This window comes from Granulosicoccus sp. 3-233 (assembly GCF_052681095.1).
Window position 1 is genome coordinate 94,776 of the sequence record NZ_JBQYLE010000009.1, and the last position, 15,396, is coordinate 110,171.

The 15,396-nt window shown below is 56.1% G+C and carries 12 protein-coding genes; 2 read left to right on the top strand and 10 right to left on the bottom strand.

What is annotated here, in order from left to right:
• Window positions 1–119: 119 nt before the first annotated feature.
• From ACUNV4_RS21440 to ACUNV4_RS21450, 3 genes are all read right to left on the bottom strand, one after another.
• On the bottom strand, window positions 120–905 hold the full coding sequence (locus tag ACUNV4_RS21440) for an alpha/beta fold hydrolase (protein WP_430880667.1): 786 nt from the start codon (window positions 903–905) through the stop codon (window positions 120–122).
• Between the two features lie 236 nt (window positions 906–1,141).
• A complete protein-coding gene (locus tag ACUNV4_RS21445; protein ID WP_430880668.1) occupies window positions 1,142–2,215 on the bottom strand; it encodes a C4-dicarboxylate TRAP transporter substrate-binding protein in 1,074 nt (357 codons plus the stop codon).
• Between the two features lie 236 nt (window positions 2,216–2,451).
• The gene (locus ACUNV4_RS21450) at window positions 2,452–3,201 is read right to left on the bottom strand and encodes a BKACE family enzyme (RefSeq protein ID WP_430880669.1); all 750 of its coding nucleotides are present in this window, start codon (window positions 3,199–3,201) and stop codon (window positions 2,452–2,454) included.
• A 279-nt stretch (window positions 3,202–3,480) separates the two neighbouring features.
• Here ACUNV4_RS21450 and ACUNV4_RS21455 point away from each other — a divergent pair, with 279 nt between their 5' ends.
• Window positions 3,481–4,434, top strand: coding sequence for a LysR family transcriptional regulator (locus ACUNV4_RS21455; RefSeq protein ID WP_430880670.1), 954 nt, complete (start codon window positions 3,481–3,483; stop codon window positions 4,432–4,434).
• A 25-nt stretch (window positions 4,435–4,459) separates the two neighbouring features.
• On the opposite strand, the gene ACUNV4_RS21460 is transcribed toward ACUNV4_RS21455, so the two are convergent.
• The 5 genes from ACUNV4_RS21460 to ACUNV4_RS21480 form a co-directional block, all read right to left on the bottom strand.
• Complete coding sequence (locus tag ACUNV4_RS21460; protein ID WP_430880671.1) at window positions 4,460–5,776, bottom strand: TRAP transporter large permease; 1,317 nt, start codon at window positions 5,774–5,776, stop codon at window positions 4,460–4,462.
• 28 nt (window positions 5,777–5,804) lie between these two features.
• Window positions 5,805–6,314, bottom strand: a complete 510-nt coding sequence (locus tag ACUNV4_RS21465) for a TRAP transporter small permease (protein ID WP_430880672.1) — start codon at window positions 6,312–6,314, stop codon at window positions 5,805–5,807.
• A 24-nt stretch (window positions 6,315–6,338) separates the two neighbouring features.
• Entirely contained in the window at window positions 6,339–7,460 is a 1,122-nt protein-coding gene (locus ACUNV4_RS21470) for an LLM class flavin-dependent oxidoreductase (RefSeq protein WP_430880673.1), read from the bottom strand.
• Window positions 7,461–8,281: 821 nt separating this feature from the next.
• Window positions 8,282–9,223: a p-hydroxyphenylacetate 3-hydroxylase reductase component gene (locus ACUNV4_RS21475; protein ID WP_430880674.1), complete on the bottom strand. Its 942-nt coding sequence runs from the start codon at window positions 9,221–9,223 to the stop codon at window positions 8,282–8,284.
• A 363-nt stretch (window positions 9,224–9,586) separates the two neighbouring features.
• On the bottom strand, window positions 9,587–11,089 hold the full coding sequence (locus ACUNV4_RS21480; RefSeq protein WP_430880675.1) for a CoA-acylating methylmalonate-semialdehyde dehydrogenase: 1,503 nt from the start codon (window positions 11,087–11,089) through the stop codon (window positions 9,587–9,589).
• Between the two features lie 94 nt (window positions 11,090–11,183).
• Between ACUNV4_RS21480 and ACUNV4_RS21485 the strand changes: the two genes are divergently transcribed.
• Complete coding sequence (locus ACUNV4_RS21485) at window positions 11,184–12,065, top strand: LysR family transcriptional regulator (protein ID WP_430880676.1); 882 nt, start codon at window positions 11,184–11,186, stop codon at window positions 12,063–12,065.
• Window positions 12,066–12,193: 128 nt separating this feature from the next.
• On the opposite strand, the gene ACUNV4_RS21490 is transcribed toward ACUNV4_RS21485, so the two are convergent.
• Window positions 12,194–13,216: an isopenicillin N synthase family dioxygenase gene (locus tag ACUNV4_RS21490; RefSeq protein ID WP_430880677.1), complete on the bottom strand. Its 1,023-nt coding sequence runs from the start codon at window positions 13,214–13,216 to the stop codon at window positions 12,194–12,196.
• A 231-nt stretch (window positions 13,217–13,447) separates the two neighbouring features.
• Window positions 13,448–15,298 (bottom strand): signal peptide peptidase SppA, encoded by a 1,851-nt coding sequence (sppA, locus tag ACUNV4_RS21495; RefSeq protein ID WP_430880678.1) that lies wholly within the window; start codon window positions 15,296–15,298, stop codon window positions 13,448–13,450.
• Window positions 15,299–15,396: the final 98 nt, after the last annotated feature.

The following is a 15,396-nucleotide window of genomic DNA, read 5'->3' on the forward strand; positions in this document are numbered from 1 at the left end:
AGACATGGATGGTGATACGAACAACCTGTGTCCGCGATCATCAGCTACCATTTCGCCGGCCGTGGGCGAGCAACACACCTGCAGGGCGTATCACTCGACCACACCGGCGCATCCCTGAGCTACGATTCAGCAGACAGATTCAGGAACTCCCTGACGGCTGACTCAAGTCCCGCTGCATTGTTCACGGCGACAATATGCCCACAGTCTTCGACAAGAGCAAACCGACCGTCTCGACAGGCTGCAGTCATTTCCTGCATTGTCTCCGGTGATGCTCCCTTGTCCTCCGAGCCGGCAACAAACAGGACAGGTACTTGCAATGCACCCAGATCTTTCAGGTAGTCGAGCTCCTTCAAGGCGGCCGCACATCCGGTGAATCCTGCAGGGTCGGTCAGCAGGAAATCCACCTTCAGCTGCTCTACCGCCTCCGGTTGTGCTTCCCGGAATGCGGGCGTCAGCCAGTTCGCGAGTGAACCTTCCCAGAGACCGGCCATACCTTTTTCATTCAATACGGCGGTTCTGTCATCCCAACTTTGCCTGAAGGGCTGCGGTGCATCTGCACGGGCTGCAGTACACACGATACGCTCGATACGTTCCGGTTGACTCAACCCCATACCCAACGCCGTCATGCTGCCAAGGGAGCAACCCATGACCGACGCGGACGTCAGCTCATGACGATCCATGATGGAGAATGCATCACCGACCAGATCGTCGAAAGAGTAAGGCGCAGCCGGTGCCGAGCTTTTCCCATGTCCACGGGTGTCATACCGCACGACCTTGTAGTGCTTTTCCAGTACCGGCAGCAAGGGATTCCACATGTTCACGGTGGTGGAAAGACTGTTACTGAGCAACAGACCCGGACCGTCGGTCAAACCGGATACCTGCGAGTGAAGATTGATTTCGGACATGCATACTCCAATGGGTGTTGGATCGGCCATCTGCTGACTGCAAGTTCGTCACCGGCATCTCGGCGGTGAAAATCCCTGTCGCCATTTCCAGCTCGATCGGGGCTAGTTTCTTTGGTAAACGTGCGCGGGAATGGAATCCGTTTCTGCGAGTGTCCCTGAATTGACCCATGCCATCGACAGGACAGGACAGGACAGGCTGGCGTCATATCAGGGACCATCCTGGTTGACTGCCTCAATCAATCCAGTACATATTCATGCGGCCAGACATGACCGACCGACTTTGCAGCATCGACGTAGGATTTCATGACGCTCAGTCCGGGCAAGCCACGCGACTCTGCGTCCGCAACCTGCCTTCTGGGGAACTCCGCAAGACTCTCTGCCCACTCGATCCGTACTTCCTCGGGCAAGGTCTTGATGATGGCGCCATTTTCCTTCAGCATGGACAGACCGTGTGCCTGCACCTCATCCATGGCCTGGCCATTCCTGGCTTCCCACTCGGCACCCACTTCCGTGATGATGTCCTGTATCTCTACCGGCAGTGATTCCATCTTGCGCTTGTTGACGGTCAGCGCAATCACGGGCATTGCACCAAAGCCGATCAACGTGTAGTAGGGAGCAGGCTCATGGAATTTGAATCCGTTGTACGCCGAGGGCGTCATCAACCACCCCGAATAGACACCGGTTTTCAACGCAAGATAGCCCTCTGGCAATGTTGACTGAACCGGAATGGCATCGATGTATTCCAACCATGGCAGATTGGGCCCTGCACCGCCTATCTTGACCCCCTTGAGTTCGGCAACGCTATTCCACTCGTCCTTCGTTCCCAGATGGTAGTTGTCCCAGACACCAAGCCCCAGGAACACCTGATTGTATTCATCCTGGACAACGTCTTCGAGCCAGGGGTTATCGTTGTACACCTGTCTTGCGGCTGTAATTGCGTCAGAGGATTTTTCCGGTCCGAAGCCCAGGAAGTAGGGAAAATTGTGAAGGAACATCTTCGACGGTTCGAAGCACACACAATATCCACCGAAGTCAAGAATGCCTTGCTGTACCGATTCCAGAGTGTCAGCCACGCCAGCGATCGAACCGCCATAGGCTTCCACGAAACGGACTTTGTGCTCGGTCTGCTCGGCAACGCGTTTCTGCACCTCGACGACGAAAAAGTCGGACATGGTGGTCACATAGGGAGCCGGCCCCTTGGGATGCCCGGAACCAATACGAAAGGTAAAGCTGTCGGCCGATGCAAGCGACGCCAGTAGAGTGGAGCCTGTAACGACGGCTCCGATCAAGATACGCTGTATTGTTTTCATCATTCCTCTTCAGTGGGTCAAGTACGTTGTATACACAGCGCAGGAGCAACAGCGACTTCCACCTCGTAGCATCACCTCTTCACAATGGCTGTTACCGCCAGTATCGGGTGCTTGCTCTGATTCATGCGGGAGCCGAACCTGCGTGTGCCTCTTTTTCTGACTTTCGTAACCTGCAACTACGACAAGTATGTGGTGTACGACTTGTTCGGTAATACGTAGCACAGGCATTCGCCGTTCTAGAGTCGCGATACCAATTCTGCGACTCGTTCTGCATTGCTCGCTGCCATCGAACCGTCGGCATTGCACAGGGAATTTTCAAAACCGATGCGAGCCTTGCCACCCAATCGAATTGCCTCTACCAGACAGTTGGTCTCTTCCGCTCCAAATGCGCATAACATCCAGTCGAAGTGGTGTCCCTTCGCTGAGGCATTCAACAGCTCACTGAAATCAGACACCTGACTTGGCTTACTCACCTGACTGCCATCATAGCTTCCCAGAACAAACTGCAGCAGATGGTGCCCTCCACGGATATCCCCCCTGTTCAAGGCGACCAGGAAATCGTTCAACTCCTGCGGCGAATAGAGTATGTGCTGAATCTGGATATCATTGTCGACTGCCCAAGTATAGAAAGCCGCGGCACCTTGCCAGTCCTCCGGCTTGCGAACCATCTCGCGCAAAGCCACTGACACATACTGTGGTTTCAGAGCGCGCATCATCGACTGTTGTTCCGCGGCTTCGAACAACCCGGCAGATTCCGACGTCACTTGCAAATACATGCCGGGAACCATGGGAGCAAGCCTGTCCAGCAAGATGCGATAGCGCTCGGCACTGATGAGATGTGCACCGTCATCGTCCCGGATATGCAGATGAGCACCATCCGCCCCTGCCGCCTGGCATGCCAGGACAGTATCGATCAGTTCATCATCTGATAGAGGAATGTTCGGATGGTGAGATTTGTCACGCCTTGCCCCGTTGGGTGCAACCATGATTCTCGGTAATGGAGTCGGATTCACTTGAGGCTACTCGGGTTCGGATAGAGTGGGTTGCATACCTGCCCTACAAACAGACAGGACCTGAAGAAGACGATCTAGCTACTCTTCAACCTTGCTGGCACCCACCTCCTGTGTGCGCGAAACGCGTTGCGTCAAGGTCTGCCAAGAGCAGATATTCCGCATCCTTCGTCGACACTTGGCATCATTATTTCAACTCCACCACTTCAGGACAACTTATATTATCCTATACCTGCCAGTAGAAAACATGATAGCTTGACCCCTTGCATCACCACCGGGGAGGAGCAGATCATCAAGATTCAACAACTCAAGTTCTTCGTCGCCGTCTATGAAGAAGGCTCCTTCTCAGCGGCAGCGGTCCGGGTGAATGCAACCCAATCCGGCCTGTCCATGCATGTCCGCGAGCTGGAAAAACGCTACGATGTGAAGTTCTTCCACCGTAGTTCCACTGGCGTGGAGCCCACGGAAACCGGGCGTCACTTCTACAAATCCGCCATTTCCGTATTGAGTGCCACCGAGGCGGCACAGGACAAGCTTCGAGAACTGTCTGGCGCCTTATCCGATCATATCAACGTGGGTTTGATGCCCGCCTTCGCACGAGCCGTGCTCGGCCCGACGCTCTTGAGATTCACTCAGGAGCATGAACATGTGCGAGTGTCAGTCAGAGAAGCCTATTCAGGCCAGCTGTCGAACGATGTGGCTGAAGGAAAACTCGACTTCGCCGTCGTACCATTCTACAACTCTGACCTTGAGTTGAATGCCACGACCATGGGGCTCGATCAGGAGTGTCTGGTGTGCTCGGCAGAAACCGGATTGACACTGGGATCCGAAGCCGTCTTGTCCGAACTTCCCCCCTTGCGCATGGTTCTGCCTTCCAAGGTCAACGCACGTCGACCTCGGCTGGAACACTATTTCTCGGTGAATGGCATCAAGCTGGCTGAAACCATGGAGCTGGATACCATGCTGGGAACTCTTGATCTGGTTGCCAACTCCGACTGGGTATCCATTTTACCCGCCGTTCTGAGCCCCTCCGACAAGGACGGTCGAAAGAGACTCTTCACGCCATTGGCATCCCCGCCTCTGGCAGTCGAGTACATGCGCATTACTCACAAGGCGCACCCTCTCAGCAGAGCAGCGCAGGCTTTTGCAGATGTACTGCAACAGGAACTGAACAATGTACTGGAAGCAGATCCGCTGAGTGCTCGCTGACACGGCGCACCGTGTACCTGCTGATTCACAACAGGTTCTGCGGCAACCAGGTAGTGAGGAATGGGAAGATCAACACCGTAATGGCAACGAACAACAGAATTATCCAGTAGGGAATTGCTCCTCTGAAGATCATGCCCAGGGAAACCGACGGGTCCGGTACCGCCGCCTTGACGGTAAAGATGAGCAGACCGAACGGGGGTGTCAGCAGCCCTGCTTCAATCACCAGTATGCCGAAGATGGCAAACGCAAGCGGGTTGACACCGATCAGATCTGCAATGGGGGCAAATATGGGCACGGTCAGCAGAATGATCGACGTCGAGTCGATGAACATGCCCAGCACCAGCCAGACGGCGAATATCATGGCCAGCAGGATCATCGGATTCTCGCTGATCGAGAACATGGTCTCGTGTATGACGCCAACCGCTCCGCCCATGGCCAGAAATCTGGAGTACATCGACGCGGTAATCAGCAGAATCATGATGGGTGCCGTGGTCTTGCCAGCGACATAGATGGCATTCAATATTTCCTTGCGTCGCATCCCTTTCAGCAATCCCACGATGAAGGCACCTAGCGCACCGAATCCGGCGGCCTCGGTGGGTGTCAGGAAGCCACCCCAGATACCCCCGATGACAATACCGATGAGACCGAGTATGGCAATACCGCTGACCCACTCACTTCTGCGCTGAGCAGGGCTGACATCGGCATCGAAGGTGGCTGGACAGGGTGGCGCTGTCTGCGGATTCATTTTCGCCGTGATAATGCAATACAGGATGAAGCAGATCGCGAGCAGTACGCCGGGCAACAACCCTGCAATGAACAGAGCCCCGATGGATATCTCGGTCAGTACTGCCCAGATGATCATGAGAATGCTGGGTGGAATGAGCATACCGAGGCAGGCGCTACCGGCGATAACACCAACCGCGTAACTTTTCTGATAACCCAGGGCAACCATTTCAGGGTAGGCGATACGAGAAAACGTGGCCGCTGATGCAATGGACACACCGGTTATTGCCGCAAAGATGGAGTTGCCGGATACCGTGGCAACGGCAAGGCAACCCGGTATCCGGCGAAAGGCCCGGTTACTGATGGTGTATATGTCCTTTGCAGCCCCCGAGTGACTGACAAAACCTCCCATCAGAACGAAGAGCGGGATAACGATGAAAATATCCTTGCGCAACGCTTCATAGGCTGTGCCACTGAGCACTGACAAGGCGACATCAGCGCTTCCCAGTAGAAAGTAGACCCCCAATGCGCTGGCAACTCCCAATGCCACGGCCACGTGGACACCAAGAAAGACGAGGACGAGCAGCAGTGCTAGAACACAGAAGATGAGTGTCGCCATGATCGGGCTTCCAGTAGGGTTGTCTTGATTAGTGGTTTACGAGCGACTCGTGCTCTGGAAGGTCACCGCGCCAATCCGAGATCAACAGTGTCAGGTAGGCAAAGGCTGCGTATACACCGGTGATCACGATCAGAGACTTGATTGGCCAGGTGTAGATGCGAAGCGAACCTTCTCCTTCGTATTCACTGATTCGATAGGCATCGACCGCCTCGGGATAGGAGGCGTAACCGATTGCCGCAAACAGTGCGAAACCCAGGACGTAGGCGATGGTACGCAGAATCTTCTTGATCATCGGCGGCATCCAGTCGCTGACAAGCGTGGTACGCAGCATCGATCCGGAATAGATTGCCAGGGGAACCTGCAGAAAGGTTATCGCGATAACCGAGTTCTGGAGAATCTCCTTGGTTCCGGGCAGTGGTTGCAGAAACAGGATACGGCCGAAAACATCCAACAAGATGACTACTGCCAGGATGAACACCCAGAACGACGACAGGATGTGCATGTATCGCGCTACAGAGATAGCCAGGGATGTTTTCATGATTACGCCTCCAGGTTGGTGATACTAGTTGGCCACTGCTGCCGGCTTCCAGTCCTCTTCATGCTTCGTTGCCTCCTGCAGGATCGGCAGCACCTTCTCTCCCATCAGAACCATGGACTTACGCCCAAGGTCGATGTCCGTCCAATCGTGTCCAGCATAGACCAGATGCTTGAACGGTCCTATTTCTTCGCGAACCGCCAGCAATTGATCGGCAACAGAGTCTACATCGCCATGAATGACCAGGCGATCGAGAACGTAATCCAGGGTCACATCCTCGTCGGGCATGTTCTGATCATGTTTGAACAGATTCAACCGCCCGCCTCTTCGCATTTTGGTCAGTAGTTGTGAGTAGTAGTACACATAAGGGCTTCCGGGATCACGAGCATAGGCTCGAGCTGTTCTGGCATCATCGGCAACGCAGATATTCTTGGCAACGCGCCAGTCCGAGTATGAAGGTCTGTAGCCTCCTTCAAGGCAACCTTGTACATAATTCGGCCAATGGGTTGCGGCCCACTTGGGCAACAGGAAATTGCCCGAGATCGGCTGCCAACCACGGGCGGCCATGGCAGTGACACCTTTCGAGAAGGGTGCGACAGCCGTACCGATGATGGGCGGATGCGGATCCTGGAACGGTTTCATGATATCCCCCTGTCCGATTTCGGGGACCATGGTTCGCTCTGTGGAAACGTCCCAGAACTCACCCTTCAGATTGTATGGCGCCTTGCCTGCCCAGATTTCCAGAACCATGTTGATGCATTCCAGAAACATGTCATTGCGGTTCTTGTCCATGGAGCCGAACACCTCTGCATCGGACATCAGGCCACCGGGCGAGATACCGAAATTCAATCGACCTTCGAGCATGTGGTCCAGCATGGCAACTTCTGCGGCCACACGGGCCGGATGCGAGTTGGGCATGTTCACGGTGCCTGTCCCGAGACGAATCTGTTTGGTCTCGTAAGCCAGACTAGCCAGGAAGGCTACAGTCGATGTGACGATTTCTGCCTGATCAGTGGTGTGCTCACCACAGTAGGCTTCCGCATAGCCCAGTGAATCCGCCAGCAGGAATGCTTCGCGATCTTCATTGAGTGATTTGACGATCGACTTGCCAACGGGATGAATTGGCATGGTGAAAAACGAGAGTTTCATGGATTGTCTTCCGCTTGTGGTTGACTCCAGTATCCATAAATCATGTTCCCGGACGTACAGATAATTTCTGATGCCCGTCATCAACAAATGATATGGTGCATCACGAAACCATGCTTAATACAATAGTGGATCCTCAGGAAGACAAACGGCAGCTGACCAACAGACCCTCGGTCAAGAAGACTGCAACGCCGGTCGTGCACGACCAGAACGACAGGGTCGGGAATGGAATCGTATACGGGCAGCGCAGACGAGCGAACCACCCACCTGCATGGCCGCTATCGGATATCGCGATGTTGACCGCATGAGAGTGCGCTCAAGACAGGGCTGCCTGAAGCAGACGGTTGTTGCTACGTTTTGCAGTGCAATCATCAACCGCGGCAGTCATGCTGCTGCAACCAACGCCATCAATCCATCCAGGGGTGAACGACTCTGTCGTCGGCGTTCGCCAACCTGTCGAGGCCGATATACTGCAGCGTGCAATGCCCATGGCGCTCCGCAGTGACAGACCATGAGCTCCATTCGACATTGCCCATTGGCCAAGCCGTGCCTGGTCAGCAAGACGTGCTGACACGACCCGTTCTGGAGGCGTCAGTGCCGTTCCTCAAGCAACGGTACCGCCCGACGAGCATACTGCAAGCACAGAGCACAGAGCACAGAGCACAGAGCACAGAGCACAGAGCACAGAGCACAGAGCACAGAGCACAGAACTCGGAACTCGGAACTCGGAACTCAGAGTTCCGAGCTTGGAGCCTAGAGCACAGCAAGGATTGACATTGCCTGAGCCCAGCAACCGGGAACAGCGCCCTGCTTCGGGAAAAGGCCTACTGGCTGATCAGCTCACGCAGAACACGGGTAAACGTATCGACTTCTTCGCTACTGAAGCGTTCGAAGGTTTCCTGCGCATGCGCTTCGGCAAGTCCCCAGCAATCATCAGCCTTGGAACGCCCCAGATCGGTCAACACATGACCCCCTCCTTCAACCCTGATCAGTTCACGATCACGCAAACTGAGCAGTGCTTCTCGCGCTTCATTGATTGGCGTGTGCAGGTGTACTACCAGCTCCTCGGCGTCGAGACCTGCGAACTCGTTCAAAACCAGCAGAATTCGCGACTCCACCAGGTTCAGCCCCAGAGTGGTCAGCTTGGGTCTGTACCGTTCCTGATACGCTCGCACTGCACGCAGCATCAGAAAGAAGGCATGGTTGCTCATCCGCCCCTGCCCTGGCGCCTGCGATGCCTCCTTTCCCGAGTTGGGAAATGTCTCGGGATGAGAAAAGACCATCGAGTAGGACCCCTGATGGAAACACAGTGGCGAGCGACCGTAATCATCAAACATCACGACCTTGCCGACAAAGATCCAATGGTCACCACCATCGAGCTTGTCATGGGTTTCGCATTGAAATCTGCCTGCGCAACCGGGGAAGATCGGAACACCACCTACGCCCTCTTCCCACTCGAATCCGGCAAATTTGTCTTCCTGCTGGCGAGCAAAATGATTGGACATCTCCATCTGATCCGAAGCCAGGATGTTGACCGCAAAATGCGTCGAGGATTCGAACACCTTGCAGCTGGGTGTGTCCTTGATGCTGCTCCACAGGATCAGGGGGGGATCCATCGACAGCGAGTTGAAACTGCTGGCTGTCACGCCGACACAACTGCCATCCGGAGCTCGAGTCGTGATGATCGTCACACCCGTGGCAAAATTGCCCAGAGCGCGACGAAAGGCTTTCTGGTCGATTTGCTGCGGATTCTCTGTAGTAGTCACATTGACCTCCGGGTCAGATACCAAGTGATATCAGCAAGCCGGATTCCGATCGATGTGCAGTGTCCACATCGCTCGGTCTCATTCGATCAGTTGCCGCCAGGTGTCGGATGCTCAGGCATTGGCCTGTCGACCACGCCACCCGGACAAGGGCTCGGATTGATGAGAACGGTAGCTTCACTGATTGTTCAGGACTTCCAGTCAGTGTGAAGCAATGTCGTCAGGTGAAATACTGAAGTTTTCTGATGCCGGATATCCCTTTTTCTGATGGCAGCAGCTGGGATGCCTTGCCGCCACGTCATCAGCGGCTGTCGCCCCGCCCACCGACACACGCGTATCGGTGAGCAGGAAGCGAGACGAGGACTCTCAGCCCAGAGTCGGCATCACGAACTCGGCATCGCTGCGTTGACCGTCTGGCCAACGAGTCGTGGTGGTCTTGATGCGGGTGTAGAAGCGAACGCCTTCCATACCGTGCATGTGATGGTCACCGAAGATCGATGCCTTCCAGCCTCCGAAACTGTGGAATGCCATGGGTACGGGAATCGGCACGTTGATACCGATCATGCCGACTTCCACATCCTGGCTGAAGGCGCGTGCGGTGTCACCATCACGCGTGAAGATGGCGGTACCATTGGCAAACTCATGGCTGTGCACCAGGTCCAGCGCTTCCTGATAGGAATTGCGTCGTACCACAGACAGTACCGGGCCGAAGATCTCTTCCTTCCAGACGGACATGTCCGGTGTCACATTGTCCAGCAGGGTGCCACCCAGGTAATATCCGTTCTCGAAGCCTTGCTTGTCCTGCTTGAACCCGCGACCATCGACAACGACTTTTGCACCTTCTGACTCACCCGCATCGATGTAACCACTGACGCGATCACGGTGTTGCGCAGTCACCAGCGGTCCCATTTCCGAATCACTGTCCGAGGTAGGACCGATTTTCAGCGCATTGATCTTCGGTACCAGCTTCTCGATCAGGGCATCGGCTACTGCATCGCTCACGGGAACTGCAACGGATATGGCCATGCAACGCTCGCCCGCTGATCCGTAGGCTGCTCCCATCAAGGCATTGGCTGTCATGTCAAGATCTGCATCCGGCATGATGATGGCGTGGTTCTTCGCTCCACCCAGTGCCTGTACGCGCTTGCCATTGCTGGTGCCGGTGGTGTAGATGTACTTGGCGATGGGGGTAGAACCGACAAAGCTGATCGCCTTGACATCAGGATGATGCAACAGCGCATCAACCGCTTCCTTGTCGCCTTGAACCACGTTGAAGACACCGTCTGGCAATCCGGCTTCCGTCAACCACTCGGCCATTTTCAGGGAGGCTGATGGAACACGCTCTGAAGGCTTCAGTACGAAGGTGTTGCCGCAGGCCAGAGACACCGGGAACATCCACATCGGGACCATGGCCGGAAAATTGAACGGCGTGATGCCGGCACAGACACCCAGCGACTGCCGGATGTTGTGGCTGTCGACGCCAGTACCGACGTTCTCAGAGAAGTCGCCCTTGAGAAAGCTCGGCGCACCGATGGCAAATTCGACAACTTCCAGACCTCGGGTCACTTCGCCCAGAGCATCATCATGTGTCTTGCCGTGTTCGGAGGCCAGGATGCCTGCCAGCTCGTCAGCACGCTCCCACAGAATCGACTTGAATCGATCCAGAATGCGGGCACGTCGCAATGCCGGTGTCTTGGACCATCGGGGCCAGGCCGCCTTGGCAGCGGCGACAGCGGTGTCCACGTCCGACGCCGACGCCAACAGAACGTTGTTCTCCGATTCACCCGTCGCCGGATCGTAAACGGCCTGCGTGCGGCTGGAAGTACCGCTTGTAGCGGAACCGTTGATGTAATGTGCGATGTCGTTCATTTGAGGTCTCCTTGAGTTCACGAGGGGAAGACTATCGACATTCATCATCCAGATATATACTTGAAAACAATTACCGATTCTCCAAAAATGGATAATGAACTGGGACGATCTCAAGTATTTCCTCGCCGTGGCGCGCGAAGGACAGATTCTGGGAGCCTCGAAGAAGCTGGATGTCTCGCAAGCGACCCTGAATCGACGCATCAGCAATCTGGAGCAGGACCTGGGCAAGAAGCTGTTCGATCGCTCGACCACCGGCTGCGTTTTGCTGGCCCCGGGGCAAGTGCTGCTCGAGCATGCCGAGCGGGTCGAGAGCGAGATGATCCAGACAACCGCCGACCTGCGGGACGATACCCAGGTCCTGTCGGGCACTGTTCGCATCGGTGCTCCGGACGGCTTCGGGGTCAGCTTTCTGGCTCCTCGACTTCAACTCCTTGCCGAACAGCATCCGCAGTTGAAGATTCAACTGGTGCCGATGCCACGTGTCTTCTCTCTGTCGCAACGCGAGGCCGATATCGCCATCACCATTGGTCGACCGAAAAAGGGTCGTCTGCGAGTCAGAAAACTCACCGATTACTCATTGAGGCTGTACGCCGCGAAAAGCTATCTGGAGCAAATGGGCACACCGCAACAGCTGGATGATCTGAACCAGCATCGTCTGGTGGGTTATGTGGAGGACCTGATCTTCTCCTCGGAACTGGAATACAACAAGCAGATATACAGCAGCTGGCGTTCGGCCATCGAGATCTCGGGCGTCATCGGTCAGTTCGAAGCCGTTCGTGCCGGTGCCGGCATCGGCGTGCTGCATGATTTCATGGCAGCCCGGGACCCATCACTGATTCCGGTTCTGCCCGATGACTCGACACTGTCCAGAAGCTACTGGATGGTCTGGCATGAAAGCCTGAAGAACAGTCGGCGTGTTCAGGTCGTGGTGGAATTTCTGACTGAGGCGGTCAAGACATCGAGCCAACGCTTCTGAACAGCGCCTTGCAGAGGCGCACCTCCTGCAAACGAAAGCCGAAGGAATTCCCGCCTCAACGCAAGCCTGCCCTCGTGGCACAGTTCTCGGGAATCCCTGTTCGCATACGGTGTACCGGCCTGCTGGCTCTATTCGCCCTGCACCACGCCCTGGCTTTGAGCGTAGGAGATGGGCGGATACCTGGCCGGGTTCTCCTCACTGCAGCAACTGGGAATACAGGTCATGACATGGTGCGGATTGGCATTGAAGAAAAACGGGATGGAATAGCGTGACTCGGCACCTGTATTGTTATTGGCAAAATGACGTGTGCTCAGGAAGCGATCATTCGTCCACTGCTTCAACAACTCGCCCGTGTTGACGATGAACGAGTCCTTGACCACCGGGGCATTCACCCACACCTTGCGCCTTTCACTGAACACGCTCAAACCCGGGCGATCCTGAGCCAGGATGGTGCAGAAGGAGGTGTCCACGTGCGGCGCGATGCCGAACGCATTTTCCGGATCATGTGCGATAGCCGGATAGTGAGTCATGCGCAATCGGTACAGCGGGTTGACGAAGGCCTTGTTGAAGAAATCCGCGGGCATGTCCAGGGCGCGCGCGTAGACAGGTAACAGCCGTTTGCCCAGGCTTTCCATCTGATGCGCATAGTGTTCCACCCGGGCCCGAAAGCCGGGGAGCCAATCGGCATCCGGCCATTGATTGTCATCCATGCCGAGAGTGTCATCGCACTTGATGATGAACGCTTCGTTGACGTTACCGGTCTCACGAGCTGGCAGTTTGCGATTCTTCAGGGGGAGGTATCCCATACCACCCACCGGCCAGTCGGGTCGGTCCATCAGAATGCGATTCTTGCGCTCGATCGGCATTGCGTGAAACTGCCGAACTTGCTCGAAGGTATCGTCGAGATCCTCTCGCGCTATCTGGTGCCCGACGATGGAGAAAAAACCGGTTTCCTCGCAGGCAATGCGCAATTGCTCTGCAACAGCTGACAGCTCCTGATCCGAACCCCGAGTGAAATACGGCTCCAGATCGATGGTCGGGATGTCGTCAGGGCGTGCGTCTTCCGGTCTGGAGGTATCCCATTGCTCCGATTCAGAGCGTAGTTGTTGCTCCTTGGCAGCCGGGTCGAAGTCGGTATCTGTGCTCGTCATGTCTGATGCGCTCAGTGGCGGGAGTAGCGAATGTTCGGCCTGAACGGACAGATTCTAGCACCTGCCAAGGACAAGAACGGTGTCTTTCGGGCTCACTGTTGCCGTTCAATGCTCACGAACTGCTGACGCCGCAGCAGGCTCTTCCTGTGTCACTCCATCACCCCCGATCACCTTGCCAACGATCGGCAATGGGGGCTGGCTTTTCGTGATCCAGCAACAGATCTTGTCGAGCTAGTCGATTGACCGCAACATGACACATTCCCCGCAGATCACATAGGCATTGGCCGGATCATTCAGGTTTTCCATCCACGCCAGTTCCTGCTGAACACGTCTGGCGAATTGCCGGACAGGATTGGTTCCGACATGCGACCATGTGCCGCCCACGATTTCCGCCAGGCGACTCAGCAACCGGTCCTGAACGGTGCGTTCCGGCTCGACATGCCACACCGAATGATGCTCGAGTGCCGCGAGACGAGCAGCGGCGCTGACTGCCTCATCAAGATCACCCAACTCGTCCACCAATCCGATATCTCGGGCTGCTTCGCCGGTCCAGATTCGTCCCTGAGCCACGTCGTGCACAGCCGCTACTTCCATGTCCCGCCCCGTGGCGACCGTTGCCAGGAACTGCTCATAGCCGGCCTCGATGACTGACTGCAGAACCTCTCCATACTCAGCTGACACGCCTCGAATTACACTGGCACCGCCTGCCAGCGGTGTGGTGGCCAGACCATCACTGTAGATGCCATGGCGGGCCAGCGTGTTCTCGACAGAAGGAAGCAGCCCGAAGATACCGATGGACCCGGTGACCGTGGTGGGTGTCGCCCAGATCTCATCGGCGGTGGATGCGATCCAGTAACCCCCGGATGCGGCAACCGCCCCCATGGATGCCACCACCGGGATACCGGCATCCTGAGCCTCCTGCAGTTCGCTGCGAATCATCTCCGAAGCACTCTTGCTGCCGCCGCCGGAATCGATGCGCAGGACAATGGCAGCCACATCGTCGGCCTGCCGAGCCTGCCTGATCAACCTGATCAGGGATTGACTGCCGATGGTGCCGGCAGGTGCCTCGCCGTCGATGATATCGCCAACCGCGGTAACGACAGCCACCTTGCCCGAACCGGATTCGTCCGACGATCGAGCCATTCGCAGATAGTCCCGGTAGGCGATCTTGCGATACTCCTGAGTATCTCCGTCCTCTCCGGCCAGACTGACGAGGTATCGACGCTTCTGCGACTCGGTCATCAGACGATCGACCAGCCCCTTGTCCTGTGACAGGCGCGCCAGATTCCCCCCGGCGAGCCTGAGCTCTTCGCCGGCATTGTTCAACATCGCATCCAGGGTACCCGGCTCCATGTCACGAGCAGTCTCGATTCCAGAGGTGTAGCTGCTCCACCAGGCGTCCAGAATCGCTCTGCGTGCGGTCCGATCCTCATCCGACATGTCGTTTCGCAGAAAGGGATCGACAGCAGACTTGTATTTTCCGACCTTGAACAGGTTGACGGTCACATCGTGTTCGTCCAGCAAATCCTTGAAGTACGTGCGGTACATGGAAAATCCCTGCGGCACCGCCATTCCTTCCGGGTTCAGCAATACTTCATCGGCATGAGCCGCCAGAAACAGGGCCGATTGGGAGTAGTTGTCCGCCACGGCAATCAGCTGTTTTCCACCGTCCCTGAAGTGGATCATGGCCTCGGCAACCCGCTGAAGCCCGGGTAACAGCCCTCCGTGAAGCTTGTCCAGATCAAGTACAACCAGGCCAATCCTGCTGTCCTCCCTTGCCAGCGACAGCGCATCGATGATGTCCCTGATCTCGGCCTGCTCAGGCAACTCCTGACCTTGCAGTAGCGCTGCGGCATCGACCACCGTCTCCTGCTCCACGAGCATGCCAGCCGGGTTCAGCAGCAAGGCCCCCCCGTCCGGCATGTCGGGTCCGCTCTGCCTGATGAAGGCGATGAGGATCACAGCCAGCAGAGCGAGCGAGAACAGGCCGAATACCAGCGTGTTCAGTACCTTCATCGAGCGCCACAGAAAGCGAAAGAATCTGCGGACGATGCCGGGCCGCTGCGGTGAATCTTTACTCATCGAGAATCCATTGGGAGAGAATCGGGTTGCATCACGTCAAGACTTGGACAGCAGCGCCCTCTGCACAGCACATTGTAGATCACGTAGACATATCTCTC

Coding starts and splice junctions, on each gene's coding strand:
- ACUNV4_RS21450 (WP_430880669.1), bottom strand. CDS start 3,201: ATGGTTGCACCCAACGGGGCAAGGCGTGACAAATCTCACCATCCGAAC.
- ACUNV4_RS21485 (WP_430880676.1), top strand. CDS start 11,184: ATGAACTGGGACGATCTCAAGTATTTCCTCGCCGTGGCGCGCGAAGGA.
- ACUNV4_RS21465 (WP_430880672.1), bottom strand. CDS start 6,314: ATGAAAACATCCCTGGCTATCTCTGTAGCGCGATACATGCACATCCTG.
- ACUNV4_RS21445 (WP_430880668.1), bottom strand. CDS start 2,215: ATGAAAACAATACAGCGTATCTTGATCGGAGCCGTCGTTACAGGCTCC.
- ACUNV4_RS21460 (WP_430880671.1), bottom strand. CDS start 5,776: ATGGCGACACTCATCTTCTGTGTTCTAGCACTGCTGCTCGTCCTCGTC.
- ACUNV4_RS21480 (WP_430880675.1), bottom strand. CDS start 11,089: ATGAACGACATCGCACATTACATCAACGGTTCCGCTACAAGCGGTACT.
- ACUNV4_RS21470 (WP_430880673.1), bottom strand. CDS start 7,460: ATGAAACTCTCGTTTTTCACCATGCCAATTCATCCCGTTGGCAAGTCG.
- ACUNV4_RS21490 (WP_430880677.1), bottom strand. CDS start 13,216: ATGACGAGCACAGATACCGACTTCGACCCGGCTGCCAAGGAGCAACAA.
- ACUNV4_RS21440 (WP_430880667.1), bottom strand. CDS start 905: ATGTCCGAAATCAATCTTCACTCGCAGGTATCCGGTTTGACCGACGGT.
- sppA (WP_430880678.1), bottom strand. CDS start 15,298: ATGAGTAAAGATTCACCGCAGCGGCCCGGCATCGTCCGCAGATTCTTT.